Below are 14,673 nucleotides of genomic sequence, written 5' to 3' on the forward strand. Positions count from 1 at the left end.
CAAGGTGGACAGGAGTACAGAAGCAGTGTGTGGCATTTGGGAATTTTATCAGCAGAGCAATTTTGGGAATCCCCCCCAGGGGCTTGTTAATACCCTGACAATTTGGTACATTAAACGTGACCTGTGAGGGACCTGATCTCCCTCACGTGAATAGAAAAGTGCGGAGGAATCAACGTGGAAAAACTTCTCGATGAAATCGAATCTTACTGGAGCACCCGTACAGAAGGGTACTCCGAAGTGAATCATAAAGAGCTTGCAGGAACGCAGAAAAACGCATGGCTTAAGGTGCTGACCAGTCAGTTTCCGGACAAACCCAAGGAAGAGATCCGTATCCTGGATATCGGAACAGGCCCCGGATTTTTTCCTGTGATCCTGGCAGAAGCCGGATATCATGTAGATGCAGTGGATTATACGGAAGGAATGCTGGAAAAGGCAAAGGAAAATGCAGGAGACCTTTGCCGGAATATCCGCTTTTTGAGGATGGATGCACAGAAGCTGGATTTTGAGGATAATACCTTTGACGTGGTCATTTCCCGAAATCTTACCTGGAATCTGGAGCATCCTGATGTTGCTTACAGAGAGTGGGTCCGTGTACTGAAGGTAGGAGGAAGACTTCTGAATTTTGATGCCAACTGGTACGGTTATCTTTATGAGGAAGAGCAGCGTAAGGCCTACGAAAACGACCGGAAAAATGTGGAAAACAACAGCCTGGATGATCACTATCTCTGTACGGATATTGAGCGCATGGAGCGGATTGCCCTCCAGGTACCGCTGTCAAAGATCAGTCGTCCCCAGTGGGATGTAAAAACTCTCAGAGAAGCAGGACTTCTTGGGATTCGCACAGACACAGAAATATGGAAAACGGTCTGGAGTGAGGAGGAGAGATTAAATTATCAGTCCACACCAATGTTTATGGTAACTGGTGTAAAGCCGGATCATTTCCTGAATCTTCCGGTTGCGGCAGGAGAAAAAACAGAAGGCTTTCTTGAGCTCGGAGATGGAGAATTTGTCCTTCCTGCAACCATCATCCGTGGAAAAGATCCTGGAAAAACCGTTCTCGTCACAGCAGGTCTTCATGCAGGAGAGTATGTAGGGATCCAGACTCTGATCGAGCTGTCGAAGCGGCTGAAACCGGAAAAGGTAAAGGGCCAGCTGGTTCTGGTAAAGGTACTGAACCGGGAAGACTTTGAGAAGCGTGCAGGCAGCATCAGCTGGGAAGACGGAAAAAATCTGAACCGTGTTTTCCCTGGCAGAAAAGATGGCACAAAAATGGAACGACTGGCAGCGGCCATCACAGAATCCCTGATCCGGAAGGCAGATTATTATATCGATCTTCACGGCGGTGATGATTATGAGGAGCTGACTCCGTATGTATATTTTGCAGGCGTGGCAAAGCCAGAGATCGTGGAAGCTTCCCGAAAAATGGCAGAGCAGGTTGATGTCCCATATATGGTACAGTCAAATGTGAGTACAGGCGGCGCCTACAATTATGCGGCAAGTACCTTCCATATTCCGGCGGTCCTTCTGGAACGCGGCTGTATGGGAACCTGGGAACGGGAGGAAGTGGATTCCATGCGAAGAGATGTAAGAAATATCCTCTGCAGCATCGGAGCCTATAACGGAATCCGTTCCCACAGTACGTACTATCCGCTGAAAATGGATGATGTGCGTTATCAGTGCGCCAGTGTCAACGGTCTCTGGTACCCGGTGAAGAAACCAGGCGATATTGTTCATCAGGATGAGTATCTTGGCGAGATCCGTGATTATGAGGGAAATGTACAGGAAATCTGTCGTGCAGACATGGATGGTGTGATCCTTTATCAGGTATCCAGTCTTCAGGTTGTGGAAGGCGGCCCTGTGATCACCTACGGAAATATCGTAAGAGAAAAAGACGAGCGGAAAACAAGGATCGCCCAGTACTGGACCAGGCGCAGCGACAGCTTTCTGGAACAGAGAAGAGCAGAGCTTCACAGTGCACTTGCAGGCCGCTGGATGACTGAGCTTAAGAAGTATCTGCCTGAGAAAAAGAATCTCCGAATCCTGGATGTAGGTTGCGGAACCGGATTTTTTACCATTCTTCTTGCAAAGGAAGGCCATCAGGTAACCGGGATCGATCTGACACCGGATATGATCACTCATGCAAAGGAGCTGGCGGAGGAAGAAAAAGCAGACTGTCAGTTTGCAGTCATGGATGCGGAAAACCCGGATTTCCCGGATGAGGAATTTGACGTAATCGTATCCCGAAACCTTACCTGGACACTGCCGGATGCAGAACACGCTTATCAGGAATGGTTCCGCGTGCTGAAACCAGGCGGAGTGATGATCAATCTGGATGCAAACTACGGAGCAGCAGACTTTGCGGACACTGCGGATCTTCCGGAGAATCATGCCCATCATCAGATCCAGGATGAGCTGATGCAGGAATGCGAGGATATCAAGCGGCAGCTGCCCATCAGTTCTTTTCTGCGTCCGGCATGGGATCTGGAAACGCTGAGCCGTATAGGTGTGGAAGAATTTTCCTTTGACCTTGGTATCAGCAAACGTATTTATACAGAAAAAGACGAGTTTTACAATCCGACCCCGATGTTTTTGATCTTTGCAAAGAAACAGAGGTAGGATCATGCTCAATATAAAACAGATACAATATTTTGCAGCCTGTGCCAAAACAGGCTCCTTCAGCCAGGCTGCAGAGCTGCTTTTTACCACGCAGTCAAATGTAAGCAAGGTAATCCGTTCCATGGAAGATGATATGCGTACCCAGCTGTTTGTCCGTCATGCAAAGGGCATAGAGCTGACACTGGAAGGAGAGCGTGCATATATCCATGTGCAGAGGATTCTGGAAAATATAGATGAGCTGGAAATGCAGGCACAGCCACTTGCAAAAAGCAGCCTGTGTGTATGCTTTCATCCCAGCTCCTGGTTTGCGGATATCTTCGTAACGTATTATGAAGCACATAAGTGCGATGATCTTCATTATCAGGTTTACGCAGCAGATACCCATGAGATCATAAAACGTGTGAAAGGCAGACAGGATGATATGGGATTCGCCTATGTGATGCAGAATCAGCTGGCAGCATTCCAGTATTTTCTTTCCCGAAATTACCTGGAATTTGAGCTGCTGACGGAAACCGAGGTAAATATTTATACCGGGAAAGGGAAAGCAGATACAGCAGATGAGGGAGATTTTAATATGTCCCAGCTCAGGCTGATCCAGAGATTTCCCGATGAATTTTCCCCGGATAATTACCGGAACCTTGTAGAGGAAAACGGTCATTCCGCAGTGGAGGCAGAGACCGTAGTCGTAACAAACAGTGATTATATCGTGGAACGTCTTCTTGGGTCCGGAGAGTTGTGTAATATCAGTGGTGCGGATCTTTCCGGCCGTGATCCGGGATATTCCTCCGTGAAATATACATTTCCGGGAGAAGGCCAGAAACTTGTTTACGGGTGCATTTGCCGGAGAGGTGAAGAGCTCAGTGAACAGGGAAAGGATTTTCTGGGATTCGTGAAGGAAAGACTTCAGATTTCCGGGAAGTGATAAAAGAATAAAGCAAAAGACCAGACGGGATTTTTCTGCACGGGACACAGGTTCCTGATACAGAAAAGTCCCGTTTTTTATATGGAATACACATCCATGCCAAACCCGACTGTCCAATATCCCCGTACCGGGGTTGTCCGAAAACTGTTAAATGATAAAATAATATCAGCAGCACACTCCGCGTGCTGAATATAAAAACACTGTGATGCACATAACCTCCGCGCACTCCTATTTGTGCATACAAATGTTTTGTCGAATAATAACACGACCCTTTCAAAAGCAGTTATGGTTTTGGATGCCATAACTGCTTTTGAAATATGAACACAAATCGTTCCACGATTTGTGTTCATGAGCATGCAGCAGAGCGGAATGCGAATGTCTGTCTGAACTGTAAAGGGCAGTGGGAAAGGAAAATTATGAACAAAGAAAATAAACTCGTCATCCGGATCCTGAAGCGGATCCTTCTGCTTGCTGTGGTTATGTTTCTGCTGTCTGTGGTGGTGTTCTGGCTGGCGAGACTGGCACCGGGAGATCCCCTGCAGTCCTTTTACGGAGATTCCCTGGAAATGATGACCAGCGAGGAAGTGGCTGCGGCCAGAACGAGACTAGGACTGGATCAGGGGATCGGGGTACAGTATGTAAGGTGGTTTACCAATGTAGTCCATGGTGATTTCGGATTGTCGCTGAAATACAGGCAGCCGGTTATGAATGTGATCAAACCGCTGATCGGAAATACTCTGGTGCTGGGAGGAATTGCTTATATTGTGATCTTTATACTGGCAGTTCTGATCGCCATATTCTGTACGCTCCATGAGGATCAGTGGATCGACCGGCTGATTTGCAAGATCGGAACAGCAACCTATTATGTGCCGGCTTTCTGGCTTGGTGTGGTACTGATCCTGATCTTCAGTGTAAATCTTGGATGGTTCCCAAGCAGCGGTGCCTATGATGTAGGAATGGCAGATAGTATCGGCAATCGTATGAAGCATATGATCCTTCCGCTGGTAGTAATGATCTTCAGCCATCTCTGGTATTACGCATATATGATACGTAACAAATTCCTGGATGAGGTGCGGAAGGATTATGTACTTCTTGCCAGATCCAAGGGACTTTCCAAAAGAAAGATCCTGTGGAAGCATTGTCTTCGAAATGTAATGCCGACGATCGTGAGTATCATGGCAGTTTCGGTACCCCATGTAACCGGTGGGACTGTAACTGTGGAAGCTGTTTTCAATTATGCGGGAATTGGAAATCTTGCAGTGGAATCTGCAAAATATCATGATTATAACCTGCTGATGATCGATGTGCTGATCACGGGATTTATCGTATTTTTAAGCAGCTTTGTTGCACAGACTGTCAATGAAGAGATCGATCCAAGAATGAAGGATTCGGAGGTGAGGGTATGGTAGCTGACCGGAAGCTTTCAGAAGCTGAGCTTTTTCAGGTAGTTGGCGCCGGGTGGAAGCAGCATGAATCTGAAAAACGAAAAAAAACATTTCAGGAAAAGCTGAAGGGGAAACCGGTATTTTCCATGTTCCTGCTTTTTCTGATCGTTTTGGGCTGTGTATTTGCAAATGTTGTTGCAAATCATGATCCCTCAGGTTTTTATCTCCAGAATCTGAATACACCGCCAGGAAAGGAGTTTATCTTTGGAACGGATTCGCTTGGAAGAGATATTTATTCACTGATCTGGTATGGCGGAAGGGTTTCTCTGGTGATCGGACTTCTGGGTGCTGCGATTATTACTGTGATCGGTGTTACCTACGGATGCATCAGTGGAACAGCAGGTCCAAAGGTGGATTCGGTTCTGATGCGGTTTACGGAAATGTGCGGAAGTATTCCGACCCTTCTGCTGATCCTGATCCTGTCTGCGGTCCTTCAGGCCGATGATGTGATCAGCATATCTGTGATCATCGGTATTACCGGGTGGTTTGCACTGGCACGTATTGTAAGAAGTGAAGTGCGGCAGATAAGGAACAGTGATTATGTGATGTATGCAAGACTTTGCGGAGGAAGTTTTGGATATGTGATGTATCACCATCTGATCCCGAATTTTGTTTCGGCGATCATGTTTGTGGTGATCTCTTCGATAAGCAGCTGTATTACCATGGAATCTACATTAAGCTTCCTTGGCCTCGGGCTTCCGGCAGATGTAGTCTCCTGGGGAAGTATGCTCTCACTGGCAAATAAAGCACTGATCATGAATACCTGGTGGGTGATCGTGATCCCGGGAGTTTTTCTGGTCATTACTTTAATGTGCATTACCAGTATGGGTAGCTTTGTGAGAAGTGAGGTAAATAACCATTACAGCAATCTCTGATGCAGTCAAAAATATTTGAATACAAACCGTGATGAAGCATTCCGAAGTGTAGATAACCGGTTTGAAAATAAGGAAAGATGAGGAAAACAGAATGAAAAAGAGAACAGGAATCAACTATGGAAGAAAATATGCGGCGATAACACTGGCAGCAGTGACCGCAGCATGTACAGGAGCAGCTGCAGGCAGTGCGGTAACCGTAGCTGCGGCAGAAGAAAACAAAACTCTGGTATATGCAGGTGAGTCAGAAAGTACAATTAATCCCCTTCTGAATAACCATGATGAACTTCCGGATCTTATTTTTTCAGGACTGATGAAATATGATGCCAATGGAAAGCCGGTAGAGGATCTTGCAGAGAGTTATACCTTTGACAAGGATACCAATACCTATACTTTTAAACTTCGAGATGGTGTTAAGTGGCATGATGGAGAAGATTTCAATGCAGAGGATGTTGTATACACCTATAAGGAGCTTACAGAGGATGAAACCCTGGGAGCCAGCATCACCAGCAACTATCAGGACATTACAAGCATTGAGGCACCGGATGATCAGACTGTGATCTTTACACTGGATCAATATGATGCTGCCATGCTGGATTACTTTACCATGGGAATCCTTCCTGAGCATCTTCTGGAAGGAGAGGACGTGAATACCACATCCTTTAACCAGAATCCGGTGGGAACAGGCCGTTATAAATTTGAAGACTGGGATGCTACCGGCGGAATGATCACACTGAAACGAAATGAAGATTATTACGGAAAGGTTCCGAATATTGAAACCGTTGTATACCGTACAGTATCGGATGAGACTACAAAGGCAACCATGCTCCAGTCCGGCGAGGCGGATCTTGCATGGCTGAATTCCAACTATGCTTCTCAGTTCAAGGATAAGGACGGATATAATTACTGGGAGTTCACCACAGCAGATTACCGTGGAGCGGCCATGGATATGAGCACAGATTTCTGGAAGGAAAACGGAGATTCCATCGGCGTTCTGAATTATGCGCTGGATAAGGATTCCATTATTGCAGGTGTTCTTGCAGGACAGGGAGAGCCGGCATACAGCCCGATCCAGAGAAACCCTCTCGGAACAGATAAGGAAGCCAATATCTACTCCTATGATCTGGATACCTTTGCAAAGAAGATGGAAGAGCTGGGATGGAAAAAAGGTGATGATGGGATCTATGAGAGAAACGGACAGAAATTCCACTTTACCATCCAGGTACGTGATTACGAAGAAGAGCGTGTGGATATTGCCAATGTCATGTCTGATATGCTGAAGCAGGCTGGTGTGGAAATGGAAGTAAAGCTTGTTACCAAATTTGACTGGGATGCAGGATACAATGGATTTCTTGCCGGCTATTCAACACAGTTTGACCCGGATATGGCATATGTAAACTTTGTAACCGACGCAAGTGGAAACAACATGCATTATTCCAATGCAGATGTGGATAAATATCTTGAGGAAGGCCGTCACGGTGAGACTGAGGAAGCCAGAAAAGAAGCATATAGTGAATTCGAAAAGGCATATGCCAAGGCACCTGGAATCCTTCTGGTTGCTTATCTTCAGGGAGATTATGTAGGCGTTTCCGGACTTGACGGACTGGATACCACACGTGTTCTGGGACATCATTCCGTAGGTGTTATGTGGAATATTGAAGACTGGACCATTACAAAATAAGGAAAAGATCATGCAGGAAACCGTTTTGGAATTAAAAAACTATTCGGTAAGCTTTGACACACCGGACGGCGAGGTACAGGCCGTTCGGAATGTTGATCTCACGGTAAAAAAAGGAGAGATACTTTGTATCGTAGGTGAGTCCGGATGTGGAAAAACCGTTATGTGCCGTAGTGTGATGAAGCTTCTGCCACCGAATGCACATGTAAAAAGCGGAGAGATCAGTCTCTGCGGAGAGAATATCACAGCCTATAAAAGAAAAAAAATGGAAAAGCTGTGCGGAAGCAAGGTAAGCATGGTGTTCCAGGACCCTATGCTGACGCTGAATCCGACGATCCCGGTTGGCAAACAGATCACAGAGGCTATTATCAAAAATCAGAAAGTATCCAGGGATGAGGCGAAAAAAAGAGCTGTGGAAATGCTGAAGCTGGTAGGGATTCCGGATGCAGAACAGCGCTATGGCCTGCAGCCTCATTTTTTTTCCGGAGGAATGCGTCAGCGTTGTGTGCTGGCTATTGCACTGGCCTGTGATCCGGAAATATTATTTGCCGATGAGGCGACTACAGCATTGGATGCAACCGTGGAAGCAAGGATTCTGGATCTGCTTCTTGAGCTGAGAGAAAAAACAGGGATCAGTATTGTGTTCATATCTCATGATCTGGGAGCTGTTGCAAGGATCGCAGACAGAGTTGCAGTTATGTATGCAGGAAAGATCATTGAGATCGGGACAGCGGAAGATGTTTATTATGATCCCCGGCATCCTTATACCTGGGGACTTCTGTCTTCTCTGCCTGTATTTGCAGGTGAAAAAGGGGAGCTGAATCCGATCCCCGGAATGCCGCCCTCTCTTTTGGATCCTCCGCCGGGAGATGCGTTTGCCGTTCGGAATCCCCAGGCACTAGCAATCGATTATGAACAGACTCCTCCGATGTTTAAGGTCAGTGATACGCATTATGCAGCCACATGGCTTCTGGATGAAAGAGCTCCGAAAATAGAAAAGCCTTCCATTTTGAAGGAAAGATTACAGGAAAACAGCGGCCGTAAACAGAAACCGGATAAAAAGGAAATGTCATTTTTACAGAAAACAGAACAGAAACAGGCGCCTGTACTGATCGAAGCCAGAAATCTGAAGCAGCATTTCCGTATCCGTTCCGATTATACGATCCATGCAGTGGATGATGTTTCCTTCCGTATCCGGGAAGGTGAGATCATGGCACTGGTGGGAGAGACCGGCTGCGGAAAATCCACGACAGCCAGAACGCTTGCAGGAATCTACCGGCCTACTGGCGGGGAGATCTTTTATCAGGGAGCAAGAGTGCCGGATAAAAAGGATCCTTTCGGAATGCGGAAGAAAATGCAGACGGAGATCCAGATGATCTTTCAGGATTCGGGCGCAGCACTGAATCCCCGAATGAGCATACGGCAGATCATGCTGGAGCCTGTAAAGATCAGCCGTAGGATCCGTGACAGAGAAATGTTGGAGAACAGGCTTCGGGAAATTCTGAAGGAGACAGGACTGGATGAAAGCATTCTGGCGAAAAAGCCGGGAGAGCTTTCCGGCGGACAGAGACAGAGAGTTGCCATAGGAAGAAGCCTTCTCATGGAACCACGTCTTATCATTGCAGATGAACCGATCGCATCGTTGGACATTTCTATCCAGGCACAGATTGTCATGCTTTTTAAAAAGCTTCAGCAGGAAAAAAGATTTTCTTTTCTTTTTATTGCCCATGATCTGTCCATGGTACGTTTTTTAAGTGATACAACCGGTGTGATGAAAAACGGAAAGCTGGTAGAAATGGCACCTACAAAAGAGCTTTTTGAAAATCCGCAGCATCCTTATACACAGTCCCTGCTTTCTGCGATCCATATCCCGGATCCGCTGGAAGAGAGAAAACGGAGGCTGATCGAGTATGAAGAGCCACAGTCTCTTGGAGAGGGCTGGAAAGAATTATCCGCATGTCACTGTGTGAGAATATAAGAGCATAATGGAATACATATGCATGACAAAATGGAATATGTAAAATCCCCCCGCCGGGGTTGTGGCAGAACAGCCGTGTTGTTAAACTTTTGTTATTCGAAATACTGAGAAACAAAGTGCGGAGAGGAAAATATGGGAAAATATATAATAAAACGGTTGCTGCAGCTGATCCCGGTCCTGATCGGGATCACATTTCTTTCTTTTGCCATGATGCGGCTTGCTGGCGGAGATGCAGTAACTTATATGTATGAAAATGCAGGCTCTGCAGTATCTCAGGAGGTCATTGATAAGGCGAAGGCAGAATATGGCCTTGATAAACCATTCCTTGTACAATATGCTGCCTGGTTTGCGGGAATGGTAACCGGAGATATGGGAGAGAGCTATGTGTCTCACAGAGATGTCTATGAAACCTTTATTTCAAAGCTTCCGGCAACGATGATGCTGACTCTGTCATCGATCCTTCTTACAATTGTTCTTGCGATCCCGTTGGGAATCCTGTCAGCAGTAAAGCACAACAAATGGGTAGATTATCTGATAAGATTTTTAAGCTTTATCGGCAATTCCATGCCGAATTTTTTTGCTGCCATGGTCCTGATGTATTTTCTGTCCATCAGGCTGGGCGTTTTACCGGTAGTCACAAATACAGATCTCGGACAGAGTATCATTCTGCCGACACTGACACTGGCGATCTCCATGGCTGCAAAATATACCAGACAGGTGCGTGCCACGGTTTTGGAAGAACTGAATAAGGATTATGTGACCGGAGCCCGTGCAAGAGGGATCCGCAGTCGTGTGATCATCTGGAAGAGTGTAATGAAGGCTTCCATGCTGACGATCATCACACTGCTGGCTCTGTCCATCGGCAATCTTCTGGGAGGAACTGCCATTGTAGAAAATATCTTTATGTGGGATGGTGTCGGAAAACTGGCGGTAGATGCGATCACCATGCGTGACTATCCGATCATCCAGGCTTATGTGGCCTGGATGGCGGTTATTTATGTTCTGGTAAATCTGGTGACAGATATTATTTACCACTATCTGGATCCGAGAGTACGACTTGGAGGTGACAGAGCATGAGTGGAAAAAATAATATCACAGTCCGGAAGCAGAAGATCCGGAAAAATCATACAAAAGCAAAGCTTGTCTTTTTTCTTGTGCTCACAGTATTGCTTCTGTTTGTAGCGGCATTTGCAAAATATCTCTGCCCTTATGATCCTTATGCCCAGGATCTGGCACTTGCCCAGAAACCGCCGGGACCGGAGCATCTGCTCGGGACAGACCGTTATGGAAGAGATATGCTTTCCCGTGTGATCATAGGAAGTACGACCAGTATTTATGCAACGCTGCTCCTGGTTGCGGTGATCACTGTGGCAGGAACGGCTATTGGTGTTTTCTGTGGCTGGAAGGGCGGCAAAGCCGATACTGTTCTGATGCGTATCTCCGATCTGTTCCTGGCTTTTCCGGGACTGGTATTTGCCCTGGCAGTAGCAGGTGTTCTGGGAGGCGGTATCCAGAATGCGATCATTGCCCTGACAGTGATCAGCTGGCCGAAGTTTGCGAGACTTGCCAGAGGGCTTACTCTGACTCAGAAGGACTCTGCATATCTTATGGCGGCGAAGCTTTCCGGAAGCAGTACAGGAAAGCTTCTGCTCAAACATATCCTTCCCAATATCGCAGGCCCCATCCTTGTTACGTCAGTTCTTGATATCGGAACCATGATGATGGAGCTGGCAGGACTTTCCTTTCTCGGGCTTGGGGTAAAGCCTCCAATGGCAGAATGGGGAAGTATGATCAACGATGGAAGAAGTATGCTGCAGATTTCACCGTGGATGGTACTTGCGCCGGGAATGGCGATTTTTATTACAGTAATGATCTTTAATCTTCTGGGAGATACGATCCGGGATTATATGGATCCGAAGGAACGAAACAGGAGAAGAGGATAACAGGCACTTATAAATAAACATAATAGAGAAAGTGAGAGCGGAGATTATGAAGAAAAAGATTCTGGCAGCAGTGCTTGCAGCGGCAATGGTCATGAGCATGACAGGAGTTCCGGCAGCGGCAAAAAGCAAAGAAAAGAGAGAAGGAACTACATTTGTTTACGGAACTACCGGATATAGTGAAGAAATGGGAGATGCAGGATTAAACCCTCACGACAATTATTCCGGATGGAGCTGTCTTCGTTATGGCGTAGGAGAAACACTGTTTAAGTACAATGACAACATGGAGGTAGAGCCATGGCTTGCTACAGACTATGAATTTACAGACGATAATACAGTAAAGATCACCCTTCGTGATGGTGTGAAATTTTCCAGCGGAAGAACCATGGACGGAGAAGCGGTAAAGGAATGTCTGGAAGATCTGATCGCAAACCATGACCGTGCACCTTACGATATGAAGATCGATAAGATCGAAGCAGATGGAATGACAGTAACGATCCATACTTCCGAACCATGTCCGGCACTGATCAATTATCTCGGTGACCCGTATGGTGCCATCATTGATATGGATTATGGCGTACAGGGAGAGGGCGGCTCTGCAAATGTGGCAGGAACAGGCCCTTATGTTGCAACAGAGGTATCTCCAACAGAGATTAAGCTGGTAAAAAATGAGGATTACTGGGGCGGAGATGTAAAGGTAGACAACGTTATCGTAAAATCCTTCTCAGACGGAAGTGCTCTGACAGCGGCATTGCAGACAGGCGATATACAGGGAACCTATGGACTTCAGTATGATAACTATGCACTTTTTGACGGAAATCCGGACTATCAGATCAGCTCTGTAGCAACAAGCCGTTGTTTCTTCGGACAATTTAATATGGAATCCGAGCTGATGCAGGATCAGAATGTGAGAAAAGCCATTGAGATGGGAATCGATAAGGACGGCTTCTGCAGTGTGATCATGGAGGGACGAGGTGTTCCGGCAGTGGGAGCCTTCCCAAGCAGCTTTTCCTATGGAAACGATGCAGTAAAGGCACCGTCCTATGATCCGGAAGAGGCGAAAAAGCTTCTGGAAGAATCCGGATGGACAGATACGGATGGAGATGGCTATGCAGATAAGGACGGAAAGAAGCTGTCCATCACATGGCTGACCTATCCAACCCGTCTGGAACAGCCTAAGCTTGCAGAATATGCACAGTCCACTTTAAAGGACATCGGAATTGAGGTCAATGTTAACAATACAGCAGATCATGCGACGTATGCGAAGAACGGAGAATTTGATGTATATGTAAGCTCACTTACAACTGCACCTACCGGTGATCCGGAATATTTCTTCACAAGTACAGTTGTATCTGACGCTGCCAAAAATTATGGCAAATACAGCAATTCGGATGTTGATGATATCGTAGCGAAGCTGCATGAGACCTTTGATACAGATGAGAGAGGTAAGCTTGCTGTGGAAGCACAGCAGACCATTCTGGATGATGATGCGTATTTCTTTGTTTCTCATCTGAATATGGGACTTGTGTCAAAGTCAAATGTATCAGGGCTGACTGCTCATCCATGTGATTATTATGAGATCACGGCGGATCTGGAAGTGAAGTAGGAGATTTGAAATGACACCATTATTAAAAATGGAACATGTAACGATCTGCTATAATGGAGAAATAGTTGTACAGGATATAAATCTGGAACTGAATAAAGGAGAGATCCTGGGAGTGGTAGGCGAATCCGGAAGCGGAAAAAGTACCATCATCAAGGCAGTTATGGGACTTCTGGGAAACGAAGGCATGGTGACAGAAGGCGATATCTGGTACAAAGGAAAAAATATAGTGGACATGCAGGAAAAAGAACTCCGCACACTTCTGGGACCGGAGATTGCCATGATCTTTCAGGATTCAGGGGCAGCCCTTTGTCCCATCCGCACCGTGGGCGATCAGATTTATGAGAGTATGCGGGAGCATGAAAGGATCAGTCGTAAAGAGTGTGCGGAGCGCGCCGTCCGGATGATGGCTAAGATTGGCCTCAAGGATGAGGAACGTGTTTTGCAAAGCTACCCATTTGAATTGTCCGGCGGTATGAATCAGCGTGTGGGAATCTGTATTTCCATGCTGCAGAATCCGTCACTTCTTCTGGCAGATGAGCCTACCAGTGCCCTGGATGTAACCATACAGAAACAGGTAGTTGAGGAAATGCTGCTGATGCGTAAGGAATACGGAACAGCCATGATCGTTGTCACACACAACATCGGTGTGGTGGAAAAAATGGCAGATAAGGTTCTGGTACTGAAAAACGGAAAGGTGAGGGAATACGGAAAAACAGCTCAGGTTCTGACAGATCCGGAGGATCCCTATACAAAAGAGCTTATGAGTTCGGTACCTCGTCTGAAACGTACAGGTACCGGAAATGGAGGCAGATGATGACAGAAAATAAAAACATTCTGGAAGTACATCATTTGAAAAAAAGCTTCACCACCGGTAAAAAATCCTTCACGGCTGTAGAAGACATAAGCTTTTCTCTGAAAACGGGGGAAGTATTAGGAATCGTAGGGGAATCCGGCTCAGGAAAAAGCACTGTGGCGAAGATGATCACACATCTGACAGAACCCACCGCCGGAGAGATTTTTCTCATGGAAAAGGATATCACACATGCAAGGGGAAAAAATCTCCGGGAAATCTACCGGGAAATGCAGATGATTTTTCAGACACCGGCAGAATCCTTTGACCCCAGATGCACTCTTGGGGACGGAATCGGGGAAAGTCTCCGGAATATGGGGATAAGTAAGAAGGAAACCAGGAACCGTGTGGAAAAGCTTCTGCTTACCTGCGGACTGACTCCGGAATATGCAGATCGGTATCCCCATCAGGTCAGCGGAGGAGAGTGCCAGAGAGCGGCTATTGCCAGAGCTTTGGCTGTGGAACCCAGAGTGCTGATCTGTGATGAAGCAACCAGCGCCCTGGATGTGACTGTGCAGAAACAGATCATGGAGCTGCTTCAGAAGTTAAAAAAAGAAAACCAGCTGTCCTTTCTTTTTATCTGCCATGACCTGGCCCTTGTCCAGCTGTTCTGCGACCGGGTGATCGTGATGCATGACGGACATGTGGAAGAGGAAGGGACACCGGAAGAGATCATTGAGCATCCGAAGACAGAGTATACGGAGCAGCTGATCCGGTCAGTGCTGTGATAATGACAGATAAAAACAAAAGAACGAAGCCCTCAGTA

General features: G+C 46.6%; 11 protein-coding genes. All 11 read left to right on the forward strand.

Annotated features, from left to right (window positions below):
* Positions 1-174: 174 nt before the first annotated feature.
* On the forward strand, positions 175-2,616 hold the full coding sequence (locus CCC17_RS08345; RefSeq protein ID WP_173761414.1) for a methyltransferase domain-containing protein: 2,442 nt from the start codon (positions 175-177) through the stop codon (positions 2,614-2,616).
* A gap of 4 nt (positions 2,617-2,620) precedes the next feature.
* Positions 2,621-3,538, forward strand: coding sequence for a LysR family transcriptional regulator (locus CCC17_RS08350; RefSeq protein ID WP_129975116.1), 918 nt, complete (start codon positions 2,621-2,623; stop codon positions 3,536-3,538).
* A 416-nt stretch (positions 3,539-3,954) separates the two neighbouring features.
* Positions 3,955-4,947 (forward strand): ABC transporter permease, encoded by a 993-nt coding sequence (locus CCC17_RS08355; protein WP_178016227.1) that lies wholly within the window; start codon positions 3,955-3,957, stop codon positions 4,945-4,947.
* Positions 4,941-5,858, forward strand: a complete 918-nt coding sequence (locus CCC17_RS08360; RefSeq protein WP_147603207.1) for an ABC transporter permease — start codon at positions 4,941-4,943, stop codon at positions 5,856-5,858. Before CCC17_RS08355 ends, CCC17_RS08360 begins: the two co-directional genes overlap by 7 nt.
* Positions 5,859-5,949: 91 nt before the next feature.
* Complete coding sequence (locus tag CCC17_RS08365) at positions 5,950-7,536, forward strand: ABC transporter substrate-binding protein (protein ID WP_173758419.1); 1,587 nt, start codon at positions 5,950-5,952, stop codon at positions 7,534-7,536.
* 25 nt (positions 7,537-7,561) lie between these two features.
* A complete protein-coding gene (locus CCC17_RS08370; protein ID WP_287082921.1) occupies positions 7,562-9,511 on the forward strand; it encodes a dipeptide ABC transporter ATP-binding protein in 1,950 nt (649 codons plus the stop codon).
* Between the two features lie 132 nt (positions 9,512-9,643).
* Positions 9,644-10,588 (forward strand): nickel ABC transporter permease, encoded by a 945-nt coding sequence (gene nikB / locus CCC17_RS08375; RefSeq protein WP_118062337.1) that lies wholly within the window; start codon positions 9,644-9,646, stop codon positions 10,586-10,588.
* Complete coding sequence (nikC, locus tag CCC17_RS08380) at positions 10,585-11,454, forward strand: nickel transporter permease (protein WP_287082923.1); 870 nt, start codon at positions 10,585-10,587, stop codon at positions 11,452-11,454. Before nikB ends, nikC begins: the two co-directional genes overlap by 4 nt.
* 46 nt (positions 11,455-11,500) lie before the next feature.
* On the forward strand, positions 11,501-13,057 hold the full coding sequence (locus tag CCC17_RS08385) for an ABC transporter substrate-binding protein (protein WP_287082924.1): 1,557 nt from the start codon (positions 11,501-11,503) through the stop codon (positions 13,055-13,057).
* Positions 13,058-13,067: 10 nt separating this feature from the next.
* The gene (locus tag CCC17_RS08390) at positions 13,068-13,871 is read left to right on the forward strand and encodes an ABC transporter ATP-binding protein (RefSeq protein WP_287082925.1); all 804 of its coding nucleotides are present in this window, start codon (positions 13,068-13,070) and stop codon (positions 13,869-13,871) included.
* Positions 13,871-14,635 carry an ABC transporter ATP-binding protein gene (locus CCC17_RS08395; protein WP_118368487.1) on the forward strand — a complete coding sequence of 255 codons (765 nt, stop codon included), beginning with the start codon at positions 13,871-13,873 and terminating at the stop codon, positions 14,633-14,635. The genes CCC17_RS08390 and CCC17_RS08395 overlap by 1 nt, the downstream gene beginning before the upstream one ends.
* Positions 14,636-14,673 lie beyond the last annotated feature (38 nt).

Source organism: Blautia sp. LMAG:36, assembly GCF_008680535.1.
In the GTDB taxonomy this organism is placed as follows: Bacteria; Bacillota; Clostridia; order Lachnospirales; family Lachnospiraceae; genus Blautia_A; species Blautia_A fusiformis.

Bases quoted from the DNA above. Each gene is read 5' to 3' on its own strand.
- CCC17_RS08350 (WP_129975116.1), top strand. From the start codon at position 2,621: ATGCTCAATATAAAACAGATACAATATTTTGCAGCCTGTGCCAAAACA.
- CCC17_RS08355 (WP_178016227.1), top strand. From the start codon at position 3,955: ATGAACAAAGAAAATAAACTCGTCATCCGGATCCTGAAGCGGATCCTT.
- CCC17_RS08360 (WP_147603207.1), top strand. From the start codon at position 4,941: ATGGTAGCTGACCGGAAGCTTTCAGAAGCTGAGCTTTTTCAGGTAGTT.
- CCC17_RS08365 (WP_173758419.1), top strand. From the start codon at position 5,950: ATGAAAAAGAGAACAGGAATCAACTATGGAAGAAAATATGCGGCGATA.
- nikB (WP_118062337.1), top strand. From the start codon at position 9,644: ATGGGAAAATATATAATAAAACGGTTGCTGCAGCTGATCCCGGTCCTG.
- nikC (WP_287082923.1), top strand. From the start codon at position 10,585: ATGAGTGGAAAAAATAATATCACAGTCCGGAAGCAGAAGATCCGGAAA.
- CCC17_RS08385 (WP_287082924.1), top strand. From the start codon at position 11,501: ATGAAGAAAAAGATTCTGGCAGCAGTGCTTGCAGCGGCAATGGTCATG.
- CCC17_RS08390 (WP_287082925.1), top strand. From the start codon at position 13,068: ATGACACCATTATTAAAAATGGAACATGTAACGATCTGCTATAATGGA.
- CCC17_RS08395 (WP_118368487.1), top strand. From the start codon at position 13,871: ATGACAGAAAATAAAAACATTCTGGAAGTACATCATTTGAAAAAAAGC.